We start from the raw sequence: 14,054 nt of genomic DNA, 5'->3' as shown, positions 1-14,054 counted from the left end.
CTATCTATTTTCCAGCCCTCTTGCTTATAGTGGTAATACAGTTCCTTGTCCATTCGTTCTATTGCGTATTTCATTATCCATTCATTCCATCCTTGAAACCATAGGTTTAAATGGCTTTCTATATCAAGTAGGGTATCTTCTTCCTTCCACAATGCAATGATTTGTGCTATTATATTGTTCATAACGAGACCTCTTTCTATTTGTGTGGTAACTTTTAGAATAAAGGTCTCGTTTCTTTTTGTCCAATAAACAATAGATGACTTACCGAGAACTATTTTACACTAACCATTCTTATCCGTTTGATTCCCTCTCCCGCTGCTTCGACGCCGATCAAACGAACTTCTGTGTCTTCTACAAAATGCGCAAAACTTCCAATGGCGTTGGATCCGCCACCGACACAAGCAATCACTGCATCCGGCAAGCGGCCTTCTTTTTCAAGAATCTGTTCTTTCATTTCTCGGCTGATGACACTTTGGAAGTCTCTGACCAATGTTGGGTATGGATGAGGACCAACAGCTGATCCAACCACATAAAAAGTATCTTCCAAGTGATTGGCTAAATCATCAAACGCCGCATCCACTGCCTCTTTTAAAGTTTGATTGCCGCGTGTCACACCGGTTACTTTTGCTCCAAGAAGTTCCATCCGAAAAACATTGAGTTTCTGCCGTTCGGTATCCTTCGCGCCCATATAAATTTCACATTCCATATTGAATTTCGCAGCAGCTGCGGCAGTCGCCACCCCATGTTGACCGGCGCCTGTTTCAGCGATGATGCGTGTTTTCCCCATATATTTCGCAAGTAATATTTGGCCTAAGACATTGTTTAATTTATGAGCACCCAGATGATTTAAATCTTCTCGTTTTAAATAAACCTTGGCTCCTCCCAGTTCCTTCGTTAGAGATTCTGCGTAGTATAACGGTGTCTTTCTTCCAGAATCATCTTTTAAGTACGACTGCAGTTCTTTTTGAAATTTTGTATCCTTCTTGTAGTCTTCATACGCCTCCGCAATTTCGTCCAGTGCAGGCTTGATTTCCTCCGGTATGAATTGACCGCCGGATGGTCCAAAGTAACCCGGTTTTTGTGTTTGTGTCTGATGGTTTAGCATAATGATATCCTCCCATAGTATGTGGCGTTCTTCCGGAGCCTATCGAAGGATCATAAAAAGTACACAAAAAGACACTGCATGACCTTTATTCATCCGTCTATGCAGTGTCTTCAATAAATACGTTGTGTTGTAAGATCACACCGGCATAGGCTCCTTTGAATTCACACGAATTAAAGTGAGCCTGTCCGCTTGAAGTCAGCTCACTCAGCTATGCCATGTTTGCCAAGAATGATTTAAAAACTTCATGTGGTGTGATCTCCTCTCTTTTTATAAAGTGAAACCAGTATAGACTTGAAAAGAATAAAATGTCAACTAATCCACTTTTTGATTTCTTGAATGTTTCAGTGTCAGGTTTTACGCCTGGGAACTCCACGTACCGGCATTCTTTTCTCTGTTTTCTCGAATCAATTGACGCGCACGCTCTTTTTTACGGGCCAAGCGCTTGGCTTGTTCTTCAATGTCTTCATCGAGATAGTAAACGAAAAAGCCATTGTGTTGGATGGTGACGTTGCCTTCTTCTTCTTGAGACAAATAAGATAAAACAGGTTTGGCGTTTTCCGGCATTTCAATCACGGTCGCTTCTTCATCATTGTTGAAGTAGAAAACCATCTGATCGTTTCCTAAAACGCGTTTGAACCCGACCATCCATTCTTCATCCCGGATGTCGTGCCATTGCAACATGCCGTGCGTCAACACCGGCTGGTATGTTTTTCTGAACTGGATCAATTCTTTGATGAACGCCAGCATATCCCGGTCTTGTTCTTCTTCATCCCAAATCATACATTTGCGGCAGTCGGGGTCGTCGAACCCTTCCAGCCCCACTTCCGTTCCATAGAAAATACAAGGAGATCCGGGTTGGGCAAACATGAACGCCAACGCCGATTTGGCTAGGTCTTTATTTCCGTGCGCTTTCGTCAACAGACGTGAGGTGTCATGGGAATCCAACAAGTTGAACATCACTTCGTTTGTCTGTTTGCGGTACAGCAGCAGCTGGTTGTTCAAACCGGACGCCATCTGGGAAGGCAGGATGATTCTTTTTAAGAAGTAGTTCTCGATGTTTTCTACAAAAGCATAGTTCATGACGCCGTGGAATTCGTCGCCTTGCAGCCATGTTTGCGAGGAGTGCCAAACTTCTCCTAGTATATAGAAGTCTTTTTTCAACTCTACGCAGGCGCTGTTGAATTTCTTCCAGAAATGGTGGTCCACTTCGTTGGCTACGTCCAATCTCCAGGCATCGATGTCAAATTCTCTCACCCAATAGGTCGCGATGTCCAATAGGTATTCTTGGACTTCCGGATTGGCAGTGTTGAGTTTCGGCATATGTCCGGTGAACGCAAACGTGTCGTAGTTCAAGCGCCCGACATTTTCGATCTCATCCATATCCAAATCTTCGTACGAATGAACCGGGAAGGAGTGAATGTGGAACCAATCCTTGTAGCGTGAATTTTCCTGGTGCTTCAGCACATCCTGCCACTGAGGCGAATGGATCCCGATGTGATTGAATACCGCATCCAGCATGATGCGCATGCCTCGTTCATGGGCTTCTTCCACCAATTTTTTGAACAGTTTTTTGTCGCCTAATTGTGGGTCAATCTCTTTGTAGTCGATGGTGTCGTATTTGTGGTTGGAATAAGCGGTAAAAATCGGCATAAAGTACAGCCCGTTCACGCCCAACTCTTCCAAATAATCCAGATTGTCCAACACTCCCTGCAAGTCCCCGCCATAAAAATCTTCACGTCCCGGGTGTTTTTTCACACCCCACGGCAGCACGCCTTCCGGATCATTGGACGGGTCCCCGTTTGCAAAGCGATCCGGGAAAATTTGGTACCAGACCGTTTCTTTTACCCAGCTTGGCGCATCGAACCGGTCGATGTCATGGAAATATGGCATCCGGAAATAAAAGTTCGGTTGTTGGTAGTACAATTCCTGATACGGGTACACCCCTTGATCTCCATAAAACACTTCGACGCCGTCTTTCCCGATCACGTGGAAAGCATAACTCATACGGCTTGTTTCTTCTGTGGTTTCAATTTGCCAGTAGTCATGCGTGTTGGTGTTGGCAATTTTTCTCATCTCTTTCCCTTTGTAGTACCATTTTTCCTTGTGCATGGCATAAGGGTCCCCGCTGATGAGATTCACTTGAGCCACGTCACCGATTTTGGTGCGCAGCCGGATGTGTACACGGTTATTCTCGTAAAGGTAAGCATATTCACTTTCAGGGCGGTGATATAGAGCGGCAGTATCCATCCTATTCTTCCTTTCCTTTCGATTCTTTTTTCCATTCCAAAACAACTGAAGCATATGGAGACAAGGTCAGCTTCCCATCTCGGAGCTGATGCTCTCCGTTGGTCAACAATACTGCATTCGGCTCTTCAGCCAATTCTTCAAACGTGACGGTTTCTTCGTTTGGTTGGTAATTGCAAACCACTAAAGCCGTTTGGGCATCGGTCCAACGGAGATAGGCAAATACAGACTCCGGGGCGACCAACAATCGGTATGCTCCATTCATGAACACGTCCGTTTTTTTCAGTTCAAGAACTTTTTTATAATGGGAGAGAACGCTGTCAGGGCGAATTGCCTGGGCCGATACAGTATGCGCTGCATCGTTGTTGACGCCGCTCCATGGTCTGTCGGTAGAAAAACCAGCGTATGTCTCTTCTTCCCATTGCATGGCTCCCCGGCTGGCGACAACGTTTTGAGCCACCGCCATTTTTTTGGCTTCTTTTTCCGGTATGCCCCAGTGTCGAAGTTCATCCACCCGTTTCTGTAAGCTTACTTGAACAGCAGGTCGAAGCGCATCAAACTCGACATTCCGCATCCCAATTTCTTCTCCGTACAGCAAGACCGGGGTGCCTTTCTGCAAGTACATCAACGTGGCCAGCATCTTGCTGCTGGCTTCGCGGTACGCTTCATCTCCGAATCTGGAAACGGCGCGCCCCAAGTCATGATTGTTCCAATACAGCGTCGGTTCGCTGACGGATCCGACAATGCGCTGCCATTCGGCCATCGTTTTTTTAAACTCCCGTTTGTTCAGTACTTCGGATTGCGCCTCTCTCGGCAATACGGATTCTTTCTTCGCCGGCTTCATAGGGAAATAACGGAAGGACACCACCGAGTCACACGCTTCGCCTCTTGGCAGCGTATAATCCAACGCTCGTTCTGGAATGGCGGAAGCAGCTTCTCCCAATAAATAGGCATTTGGAAATTCCTGGCGGATTGAGTGGGCGAAGTCACGGAGATACGTATCAATACTTGGCAGATTGGCAAAATACTCTTCCGCCTGTACAAGTTCGCCGGGTTTGGCATAAGGGGCATCTGGGTACCCGGGTTCTTTCGCCATATGAATGAAGGCATCCAATCTCAAGCCATCAATGCCTTTGCTCAGCCAAAACCTCGCCATATCAACCATTTCTTCTCTTACTTTTGGATTCTCCCAGTTCAAATCCGGCATCTCTTTGTCAAACAAGTGGAGGTAGTATTGATCGCCGTTTGGTTCTTTTTCCCATACCGAACCTCCAAAGAACGACGACCAATTATTCGGCGGGGAGCCGTCTGGTTTTGGGTCTTTCCACAAATAGTAGTCCCTGTATGGATTGTCCCGTCCTTTCAATGCTTCTTGGAACCATTTGTGCCGGCTGGAGGTATGGTTCAACACCATATCAAAAATGACTTTCAGTCCTCGGTCGTGTGCGGAATGAATCAGCTCTTCCATGGTTTTCATGTCACCAAAGAGCGGATCGATGGTGTAATAATCCGATACATCATAACCGTTATCCACTTGAGGAGACTGAAAAATCGGGTTAAGCCAAATAGCGGTGACGCCCAACGAATGGATATAATCCAATCGCTGAATGATTCCTCTTAAATCTCCTACGCCGTCACCGTTCGTATCTTGAAAACTTTTTGGATAAATTTGATAGATGATTTCACTGTTCCATGCCTGTGCCATCGCAGCCTCTCCTTTTTCCACTCTCATATACCCAGTTTAGCAATTAAAACTTTGCTGACAATCAGAAGGAAGATGTTAGCGGTAACAGTTTTCTCTTCTCACTGTTTCCCAAACACGACTGCCCCATACAGAGCCAGGTGCAGACGGCCTTCTGCCAATCGGTTGCCTTCGTTTTGCAACATGATTGATGCAGCCTGCCATTCATCGGTCAGTTTCAATGAAGCAGGCGTATTTGAAAAATTGCAGCAAACCAGTGCGCTCTCTTCGTCCAATGTGCGTGTGTAGACGTAGGTGGTCTCTGTCGTACCCAGCAGTTTAAATGCTCCCTTTTGGAACACGTCCGTTTTCTTTAGTTGGAGCAGACGGCGGTAAAAATGAAGGATACTGTTCTCGTCCTTTTCTTGGTCTTTCACATTGTAAACCGGCTCCCGGTTGTACAGCGTCCACGGCAGTCCTTCTGTGAACCCCACCTTTTCGCTGGCGTCCCACTGCATGATTCCCCGGCTCACATCTCTGGCGGTCAAATTCAAATGATGCATCGCCTCTTCATGACTCCATCCTGCTTTACGGGCTGCTTCATAAAATTCTTGGACGCCTGCATCGGAAATGTTCCCCGGATCATCGAACGAGAGGTTCTTCATGCCAATTTCTTCTCCATAGTAAATGATGGGAATCCCTTTTTGCAGGTACAAAAGAGCAGCCATCATTTTTGCGGCATTGCTCCGGTGTTCGTCTGCATCGCCGTATTTATGCTGTGAACGTGGCATATCGTGGTTGTTCCAAAACAACAACGGCCCCCCGGATTCTTTTTGCTGCTCCTGGAATGCTTTTTGGATGTTCTTGAATTCTGCCACATCCAACGGCAGGTGCTGTTTCCCTTCCGGCACTCCCTCGTCGAGGTGTTCTTCTTTTTCCGGAAAGTACTGCATGGTAATGATTTTGTCGATCAAGTTTTTTTCTGTATCTGTGTACCAATTCGCTAGTTCCGTATCTGCAGAAGTCGCTTCTCCCACGATAAACACGTCTTTTTCTTTGTGAGCGATCTCTTCTTCCATCTCACGGAGATAAGCTTGGATGTTTTCACCGTGTTCATTCAGGTCCTGCCCTGGCCCCATTTCATCTGGGTGTTCCGGGAACTCTTTATTTACATCGATGTAGGTGAATGCATCCAATCGGAAACCATCGATGCCTTTGTCGATCCAATAGTTCAACACATCCGCCATCTCTTTTCTTAACAGCGGATGATCCCAATTCACATCGGGCATCGAATCCATAAACAAGTGAAGGTAATATTGATTCCCGTTCAGCTCCTTGCTCCAGGAGGAACCGCCGAACGCAGCGGTCCAATTGTTCGGATGAGAACCGTCTTCTTTCGGGTCCGCTCAAATGTAGTAGGGACGGTACGAATTGTCCTCTCCTTTGAGTGCTTCTTGGAACCACGGATGTTGGTCGGAGGTGTGGTTCAACGGAAAATCAAAAATCACGTTCATCCCTCTGTCGTGAATCTCTTTGATCAATGCATCGCTTTCTGCTTCTGTTCCAAAAAGCGGGTCTACTTTTTTATAGTCAATGACGTCGTATCCCTTGTCCTTTTGGTTGGATAGAATCATTGGATTAATCCAGATAGCATTGACTCCCAATGACTGAATGTAGTCGAGCTTCTCCCGGATTCCTTGTATATCTCCGATTCCGTCACCATCGTGTCCATAAAACTTCTAGGATAAAGTTGGTAAATAATCGCACTTTCCCACCACTTTTTATTCGACATCCTATCACCTTTCGCATACCGTGTTTTCATACATTTTAACGAAAGGGATTTTTCTTATCCATCTTTGTGCTCAGCACAGAACCCCCCTTGCCAGTCGCAAAGGGGAAGGTGTCTTATTTAGTTCGGGTACGTTTTTTTGCATGCTTTTTGAGTCTGCCGCTGTCTTCCGGCTTTTTACGTGTCGTTTCTCGTTCAATCAATTCGGTATCGTAACGAATATTCCCTTGAGGCGCACCGTTTTTTTCGATCTTTTTCACTACAAGACGCGCACATTCCGCACCCATTTCCATTACAAACTGTTTCATTGTCGTCAGCTGCGGGTGTGCAATCTGATCCAAAAAGATACCGTCATGGCCGATGATGCCATAATCATCCGGCATCGAGGCCCCTGCTTCGTGAAGTCCTCTTTGGATGCCGATAGCCAGCCGGTCGGAACTGCAGATGAACAGCGTATTTTTCCGGAACAGTCCCCAATTTTCCTTGATAAACTTGGCGCTGTAACGAGAATGGTTTTCAAACCGGTAAATCATCGGCTCTTTTCCGTGGGCCTCCATCTGATTGATATACCCTTTTTCCCTCGACAGTTCAAACGGCTCATCCACATCAATCCCGATGTAAAGCAGCGTCTCGTATCCCAGAGAAATGCCGTACTCTGTGGCCGTTTCAATGCCTTCTTGGTTTTTGCTGTCCACGTAATCATACCCGTGAACATTCTCGCCGAACAAGACGGTGGGTTTGTCGAGTTTTCCGATCAATTCATAATCTTCTTCCCGCATCCCGCAGACAATAAATCCGTCACAGCGTCCGACTTGCAGGTTCCGGCGGGTAACCAATTGTAGCGAGTAAGCGTGCTTATCCAACTCATTGGCGATTCCGGTCAGTAAGTTCATGTAATACGGCTCAGTAGTATCCATTTCTTCCATTATAAAAACTTTAATGACTTGCGTGCGGTTACTGGCCAGGGCTCTGGCAGCAATATTCGGTTGATAATCCAGTTCTTCCATCGCTTGGTAGACGAGCTGTTTCAATTCATCCGTCACTTGTTCCGGATGGTTGATGACCCGGGACACAGTCATTTTTGATACATTCGCTTTTTTTGCCACATCGTTTAACGTCGCCATCCACTTGCCCCCTTAATGTTTCTTCCAGCTCCACTTTTTTTCTAATTCTATTATCGTACCGCTTTCAATAAAAAGCAAGGTAAAAAAGGCCAAGCATCTGCTCAGCCTCCTAGTCCACTTTTCTCTTACACCTGACACTCCGGACACAGCCCATAGACTTCCAGTCGATGAGATTCCACCTTGAATCCTGTTAAATCAGCTGCCACATCTTCCACTGCATCCAGCCCTGGGTAATAAATATCCTCCACTTTTCCGCAGTTGCTGCAGATTGCATGGTAGTGTTCCGTTGAAGCAAAATCAAAACGGCTTGAGCTGTCACCGAACTTCATTTCTTTCACGAACCCCATTTTTGTCAGCAGGCGCAGATTGTTATAGACGGTGGCAACACTCATGTTGGGAAATTGGGTTGCCAGTTCTTGGTATACTTCATCTGCTGTCGGATGGAGATCGTGCAGGATGAGGTATTCCAAAATCGCCTGCCGTTGTGGAGTGATGCGTACGCGGGCTTCTTTCAAACGTTCGATTGTTTGCTCTACCAAATAGTTCATTTTTTATCATATCCTTGTGAAATTACTTTAGAATCTTTCTTATATAAAAATCATACTTCCTCTTTTAAATAAAAGCAAATCTACCTATAGTTTCTTCCCGCACTTATTGCTAAAAAAATGCAAATAGCTTACACTTAAGGAAAAAGGAACGGGAAGTTTACTCTATGAAAATTGGTGCGCGTACGCTCAAAACAGGCATTGCTATTTTTTTCGCGTTGTTGATTCCGCATTTATTAAATATACCTGAAGGAAGCGGGTTAGCGGGCATCTCCGCCATCTATTCCCTTCAACCCTCCATCAGAAAGTCCTTCGACACGTTGAAATCCCGTATTTTGGCCAACACGATCGGAGGAGTCGTCGCCGTTGTCATGACGTACTTTTTCGGAAGCTCTTTCTTTATCATCGGCGTTTCGTCCGCCTTCTTAATTGCCATCCTTCATCAATTGAAGTTGGACGATGTTCTGGGTCTGGCTGTAGTGACGATGATTATCATTATGCTGACGGATCAAGAAACGTTGGTCTACAATGCCCTTATCCGCGTTCTTGCAACCATTATCGGGGTGTCGGTGGCGTTTGTCTTGAATCGTTTCTTCATGCCTCCAAATTATAACGATCAAATGATTCGTCTGATTGATGTGCTGACGAATGAAGTCACTAAAAACTTGCGGGCCTGTCTTCGTAAGAACGCCCAGTTTGCTATTTTGAGAGATGATATCAAGTGGTTCTGGAAAAAAATCAATAAATTAGATTTGTACTTGTCCCTCATGAGAGACGAAGCCATTTTCAGCTTCAATCCTTTCAAGAAAAAGGCCGATGTCATCTCTAAAGGGCGCAGATTGGTTGTTTACAGACAGTTCATCCGGACCACAACTTCCGCAGTCTATTTGGTTGAAACGTTCCACCACACAGAAAATGTGTACAATCATTTCCCGGAAGATTTACGTATCCTGATTCGGGAACGTCTGGAAACCTTGATGAGCGCCCATGAACAAATTCTTTTGAAATTCACCGGCCGCGTACAGCCGGACGAAGTGAACTTTATTGCGTACAAAGCCCCTCTTCGAAAAACGTTCATGGATTCCTTTTTCACTGAAGCCAGTCTGGAGTCCTATATGAAAGGCGAATACGGAGAAAGCAACTCGGTCATCAGAATCATGGCCGCCATCTTGAAATACGAAGAAGACCTCCAACGCCTTAACAAGTTGGTGCGCAGCTACAAACAATTCCATGTCACTGAATCAGACGACAACATCGATGAATTAAGCGACATCGACTAAAACAAACAAGACTGCCTTTTTAGGGCAGTCTTGTCTGCTTTAATGGACCCATTCGCTTGTATCCAGTTCCTGCTGGGTCCACTCATTGAACACCTGGAGGAAGACTTCTTCCCCTTCTTCGTTCAAATCGGTGCCGTTTTCGGAAAGCAGTTCAGACATCGAACGAGAAGTTGCTTCCACTTCTTGATTGAAAGAATCATGGACGGCGAAAACCGGCAGTCCTTCTTCTTCGATCACTTCCTGCATCACCGTTAGATAATTTGTGTAGTCTAGTGAACGAGAATTCCATGCCATTGCTTCTCCTTCCATTGGATAAGGTTCAACCAAAATCAGCAGGGTTTCCGGAGACAGTTGCTGAATGATTTGAATGATGGATTGGAAGTATCCTCTGCTTTCATCCAACCCCATGTCCCGTTCCTTATCCGGATACGCCGGCAGGAAAAACAAAATCGCATCAGCGTCTGTTCCAGACACAGAAGCAGCCGTTTCCATTATGTATAATTCGTATGTATCGTAATCAGGGAAGGTTGCGTCTTCGATGCTCAGCTGTTCCCCTACACTGCCTTTCAATTCCTCTGTCCATTGCGAAAGACCTGGCTGATCCATGGAGACATCTCCATAGAAAGCTACCCGCGCTTCCCCGTTTGTTTCTGCTTTATAATGAAGAAACTGTTCAAGAGACAGTCGATCAAGGTTCGATTCATCAATCGATACTTCTGATTCTTGAGCATTGTTGCTTGTTTCTTCCGCCGCCACATTTACATCCGGATGGTTGTCTTTCAGCATATCTTCTTTTTGGTCTTCCACATGTTTCATGCCGTAAAACACAACTGATCCGGCGAGGACGGTCAAGGCAACGATGGATAATCCACTTCGTTTTGACATACATTCCACTCCTTGTTTATTCACTCCATCTCTGATAATAGCATAATTTTCCATATAAAAGAACGTTGCGATAAGGTTTATTCATAAAAAGGGTATATAAACTGACTGAAACACAAAAAGCGGAGCTCTCCTTCACAGGGAGAACTCCGCTTTTATTCCTTCTACAGGAACCGCATCACTTTCCTATCTCGTCATTTACCTGACAGCTCGCGATACCGTTTGTACCATAAATCCACATATTCTTTTGAAAAAGGACCTTTTTCATTGTTGATCCAATCGACCAAAATTTTTACATTCTCCTTCAAAATCAGGTCCACATCATCTGGATAATCCCATTTTTGGCTATGTTCTTCGTATTCATCGACATCCAGAAGGCGTTTCTCACCGTCTGGAAAGATTTTAATGTCCAAATCGTAGTCGATGTATTTCAACCCTTCTTCGTCCAATGCAAACGGAGAAGCCAAATTGCAATAATACGAAATGCCTTTCTGACGAATCATCGTGACAATGTTGAACCAGTAATGTTTGTGGAAATATACGAGAGCCGGCTCCCGAGTCACCCATCTTCTCCCGTCGGATTCAATGACCAACGTGTGGTCGTTGCACCCGATGACAGACTGATCGGTGGTCTTGAGAACCATCGTATCCCGCCATGTACGGTGTAGGCTGCCGTCATGTTTATAACTTTGGATAGTGATGAATTCCCCCTCTTTTGGAAGGCGCATCACAGTCCCAACTTTCTATTTTGTATCTTCATTACAAGAAAACCATGACTGGTTTCTCTATTACTGTAAGTCATAACATAAAATAGTATAACATACTCACTGAAGATACTGGCAGAAAATATCTGATTTTTCCTAAATGCGCGTAGAATTAAATGTCCAGCCCCAGCTGAACTGCGGAAGTTTGCCACTCTTTGTAGAGCTGCCACATTTTTTGCTGGGGAACCGGGAAGGTGAAGGAATCAAAATCCGCTTCGTTTACCCACCGGCAGTGTTCCGTCAGTTCGGTTTCTCCTTGCAGGACCGTTCCTTGGTACACATGAATCGTCCATTTCAAATGACTGAAAATATGCGTAACGGTTCCGATGGCTTCATTTTCCAATTCAGGAACAATGTGATACGTCTTTGAAGTATGTTGTTGGAGCTCGCGAATATCTTCTTCATCTAAAAGAGGCGCGGCTGCTTTGGGGGCAGGAAAAGCTTTCCAGCCTGATTCTTCATCCGAGACCAATGGGAATGTCCACATGTTGGCCAACAAGCCGGTCTGGGGTCTTTTCTCCAGGAGCCACTCCCCTTTGTCGTTTTGAATCATGAGCGCGGCATAGTTGACCGGCTTAGCTTTTTTCTTTTTGCTCTTGACTGGGTAATGCATCCACGTTCCGTTGTGGTAAGAACGGTTAAAGGCCTTAACCGGGCTCTGTTCTGGGTGATAATTGGCCGGCGTGCAGATGGTCGCTCCCAAATCCATCATTGCTTGGTTGAAATCCCCCGGACGTTCCGGATCAATGATGTGCCGCATAACCACCTCGAATATTTTGCGGCTGGATGGTTTGGCGATGTCTGCGTCAATTTCAAACAACCGGCTCAACACCCGCATAAGGTTTCCGTCCACTGCAGGTTCCGGGTGTCCGAAAGCGATACTCGCGATGGCTCCGCTCGTATACGGTCCAATGCCTTTCAACTTCCGGATTTCTGCCGTCTCAGAAGGAAACACGCCGCCGTAATCAATCATGATCTGGTTGGCCGCATGCTGCATGTTCCGCACACGGGAATAATAACCCAATCCTTCCCAAACTTTCAGCAGCTTGTCTTCAGGGGCTTCCGCCAAATCCTTGATGGTCGGGAAAGCCTTCATGAAACGATGGTAATACGGTATCACCGTATCCACACGTGTCTGTTGGAGCATAATTTCCGAAACCCAGATGCCGTAAGGATCGTTGGTCCGCCGCCACGGAAGGTCCCGCTTTTCTTGGTCGTACCAATCCAGCAATGTTTTCCGGAACGACTCGATGGTTTCTTGGTCCCACATGTCGATGCCGTATGTTTCTTTAAAATCGATCGTTTGTCCTTCTGTTTGTTTTGTCATTCGTTTTCTTCTTCCATTTCTTTTTCTTCTATGAACGCCTGAATGAGTTCGCCGTTGAACCCTTTTTGGTATAAATTCGCTTTTGTTTTTTGCCGGCGTTCGGCTGCTTCAAATTTCGAGTAACGTCTCCAAGCTTTTTCTCCTTGCTTACGGAGTGCGTCCATCTCTTCAGATTCCTCTTTTTGGGTATCCAATTCCCGTAGCACTTCTTCAATGATGTCGGAGTCGAACCCTTTCTGCATCAAATGCTGCCGTACTTTGATTTGCGTTTCTCTTGAAGAGCGCTTTGTGGATTTGGCGACCATTTTTTCACCTAGTTTGAAAGCATTGTCCACTTGCTCTTCATGCGGATATTCTTCCAATGCGTCTAAAATTTCCTCTGGAGAAATGCCTTTTTTCACCAATTCCCGTTGGATCAGTTGCGGTCCTTTGCGGTTGATGGTGTACGCCGTCCGGACATAACTTTTGGCGTACATCAAGTCGTTGATGAGCCGCTGTTCTTTCAATAGGTCGATGACTTCATCCGCCTGCTCTTCGAATTCGTGTTCAATCAAGTCCTCCCGCACTTGTTTTTCCGAGCGGAGAGCATAACTCAAATAAACCAATGCCCGTTGGTAGGCTTTGCGGCTGACATCTTCTGTTTCGAGCTGTTTCTGCAGTTCCGGAGAGATTTCCATATCTTTCCGAAGCAAATATTTAATAAGCAGGGCTTCATCCACCGCAAACGCATATTCGTCATTCAAGTAGATGTTGTACCGGCCTTTGCGTTTTTGGGCCTGGATTCGGGTGATGACGGGATGCGCAGATGGGGACGTCTGTTCCGGTTGAGAAACATTCTTTTCTTTTGGTGGCTTTCTTGGAACCTTTTTCTTTGGCTCCTCTTTTAACTCAGATAATCTTTTCGGAAGATTTTTTGGCATAGGGCTGCCTCCTCTCCTTTTCTCACGTTTCAGTATAGCACAACCAAAATCTCGAAGAAAATGGGTGGAGTGCATGGTATGTGTCAATACTTTGGCGGAAACTTTTCTCTAGAGATGGTAACTCTTCAATTTTAATATTAAAATGGCTCATTCTGTGTGTTTCATTACCCAAACATTTTCTTCAGTTGTCCCATTGGACTTGATGTGGAACTATAATTAGCTATTTCACCTATTTTAACCCCTATAGAAGGACGATGAATCTTTTTCAAAACAGCTCTAACAGCCCCTTTAAATTCAGGGACAATGGTTTGTTCAAATGCAGGTAGTTCCGCTCTCAAAGCTTCTAAAAGCGTTCCGTTTTTACGAGCTGAAATAATGGAAGCTAAGTTTCCA

Annotated in this window: 10 protein-coding genes and 3 pseudogenes; 1 reads left to right on the top strand and 12 read right to left on the bottom strand. The window is 45.5% G+C overall.

Annotation, left to right across the window (positions count from 1 at the left end):
- The 7 genes and pseudogenes from G470_RS14720 to G470_RS0109245 all read right to left on the bottom strand — a co-directional run.
- Nucleotides 1-182: pseudogene (locus G470_RS14720) on the bottom strand (ISLre2-like element ISAot1 family transposase); the annotation flags it as partial.
- A 119-nt stretch (nucleotides 183-301) separates the two neighbouring features.
- Nucleotides 302-1,105 (bottom strand): annotated as a pseudogene (gene trpB / locus G470_RS13260) (tryptophan synthase subunit beta); the annotation flags it as partial.
- Between the two features lie 354 nt (nucleotides 1,106-1,459).
- Nucleotides 1,460-3,352, bottom strand: a complete 1,893-nt coding sequence (locus tag G470_RS13255; protein WP_084172165.1) for a glycoside hydrolase family 13 protein — start codon at nucleotides 3,350-3,352, stop codon at nucleotides 1,460-1,462.
- A 1-nt stretch (nucleotide 3,353) separates the two neighbouring features.
- Entirely contained in the window at nucleotides 3,354-5,054 is a 1,701-nt protein-coding gene (locus G470_RS0109260) for a glycoside hydrolase family 13 protein (protein ID WP_028274582.1), read from the bottom strand.
- Nucleotides 5,055-5,152: 98 nt separating this feature from the next.
- Nucleotides 5,153-6,724 (bottom strand): annotated as a pseudogene (locus tag G470_RS13250) (alpha-amylase family glycosyl hydrolase).
- Nucleotides 6,725-6,935: 211 nt separating this feature from the next.
- A complete protein-coding gene (locus G470_RS0109250) occupies nucleotides 6,936-7,943 on the bottom strand; it encodes a LacI family DNA-binding transcriptional regulator (RefSeq protein ID WP_028274581.1) in 1,008 nt (335 codons plus the stop codon).
- Nucleotides 7,944-8,068: 125 nt separating this feature from the next.
- Nucleotides 8,069-8,491, bottom strand: a complete 423-nt coding sequence (locus G470_RS0109245) for a Fur family transcriptional regulator (RefSeq protein ID WP_028274580.1) — start codon at nucleotides 8,489-8,491, stop codon at nucleotides 8,069-8,071.
- Between the two features lie 164 nt (nucleotides 8,492-8,655).
- On the opposite strand from G470_RS0109245, the gene G470_RS0109240 reads away from it, so the two are divergent.
- Nucleotides 8,656-9,768, top strand: coding sequence for an FUSC family protein (locus G470_RS0109240; protein WP_028274579.1), 1,113 nt, complete (start codon nucleotides 8,656-8,658; stop codon nucleotides 9,766-9,768).
- A 39-nt stretch (nucleotides 9,769-9,807) separates the two neighbouring features.
- Here G470_RS0109240 and G470_RS0109235 read toward each other — a convergent pair whose 3' ends face one another.
- The 5 genes from G470_RS0109235 to G470_RS14565 all read right to left on the bottom strand — a co-directional run.
- Nucleotides 9,808-10,653, bottom strand: coding sequence for a hypothetical protein (locus G470_RS0109235; protein WP_028274578.1), 846 nt, complete (start codon nucleotides 10,651-10,653; stop codon nucleotides 9,808-9,810).
- A gap of 191 nt (nucleotides 10,654-10,844) precedes the next feature.
- On the bottom strand, nucleotides 10,845-11,378 hold the full coding sequence (ntdP, locus tag G470_RS0109230) for a nucleoside tri-diphosphate phosphatase (RefSeq protein WP_028274577.1): 534 nt from the start codon (nucleotides 11,376-11,378) through the stop codon (nucleotides 10,845-10,847).
- Nucleotides 11,379-11,526: 148 nt separating this feature from the next.
- Complete coding sequence (gene mutY, locus G470_RS0109225) at nucleotides 11,527-12,741, bottom strand: A/G-specific adenine glycosylase (RefSeq protein WP_028274576.1); 1,215 nt, start codon at nucleotides 12,739-12,741, stop codon at nucleotides 11,527-11,529.
- Nucleotides 12,738-13,661: a recombination regulator RecX gene (gene recX, locus G470_RS0109220; RefSeq protein ID WP_084172162.1), complete on the bottom strand. Its 924-nt coding sequence runs from the start codon at nucleotides 13,659-13,661 to the stop codon at nucleotides 12,738-12,740. Before recX ends, mutY begins: the two co-directional genes overlap by 4 nt.
- 164 nt (nucleotides 13,662-13,825) lie before the next feature.
- Nucleotides 13,826-14,054: hypothetical protein (locus G470_RS14565; RefSeq protein WP_035445470.1), on the bottom strand; the 229-nt coding region annotated here is incomplete at its 5' end.

Source organism: Atopococcus tabaci DSM 17538 (assembly GCF_000429585.1).
Taxonomy (GTDB): Bacteria; Bacillota; Bacilli; order Lactobacillales; family Carnobacteriaceae_A; genus Atopococcus; species Atopococcus tabaci.
The sequence above is the reverse complement of the archived record's forward strand: the minus strand, read 5'-3'. Positions and strand labels throughout refer to the sequence as shown.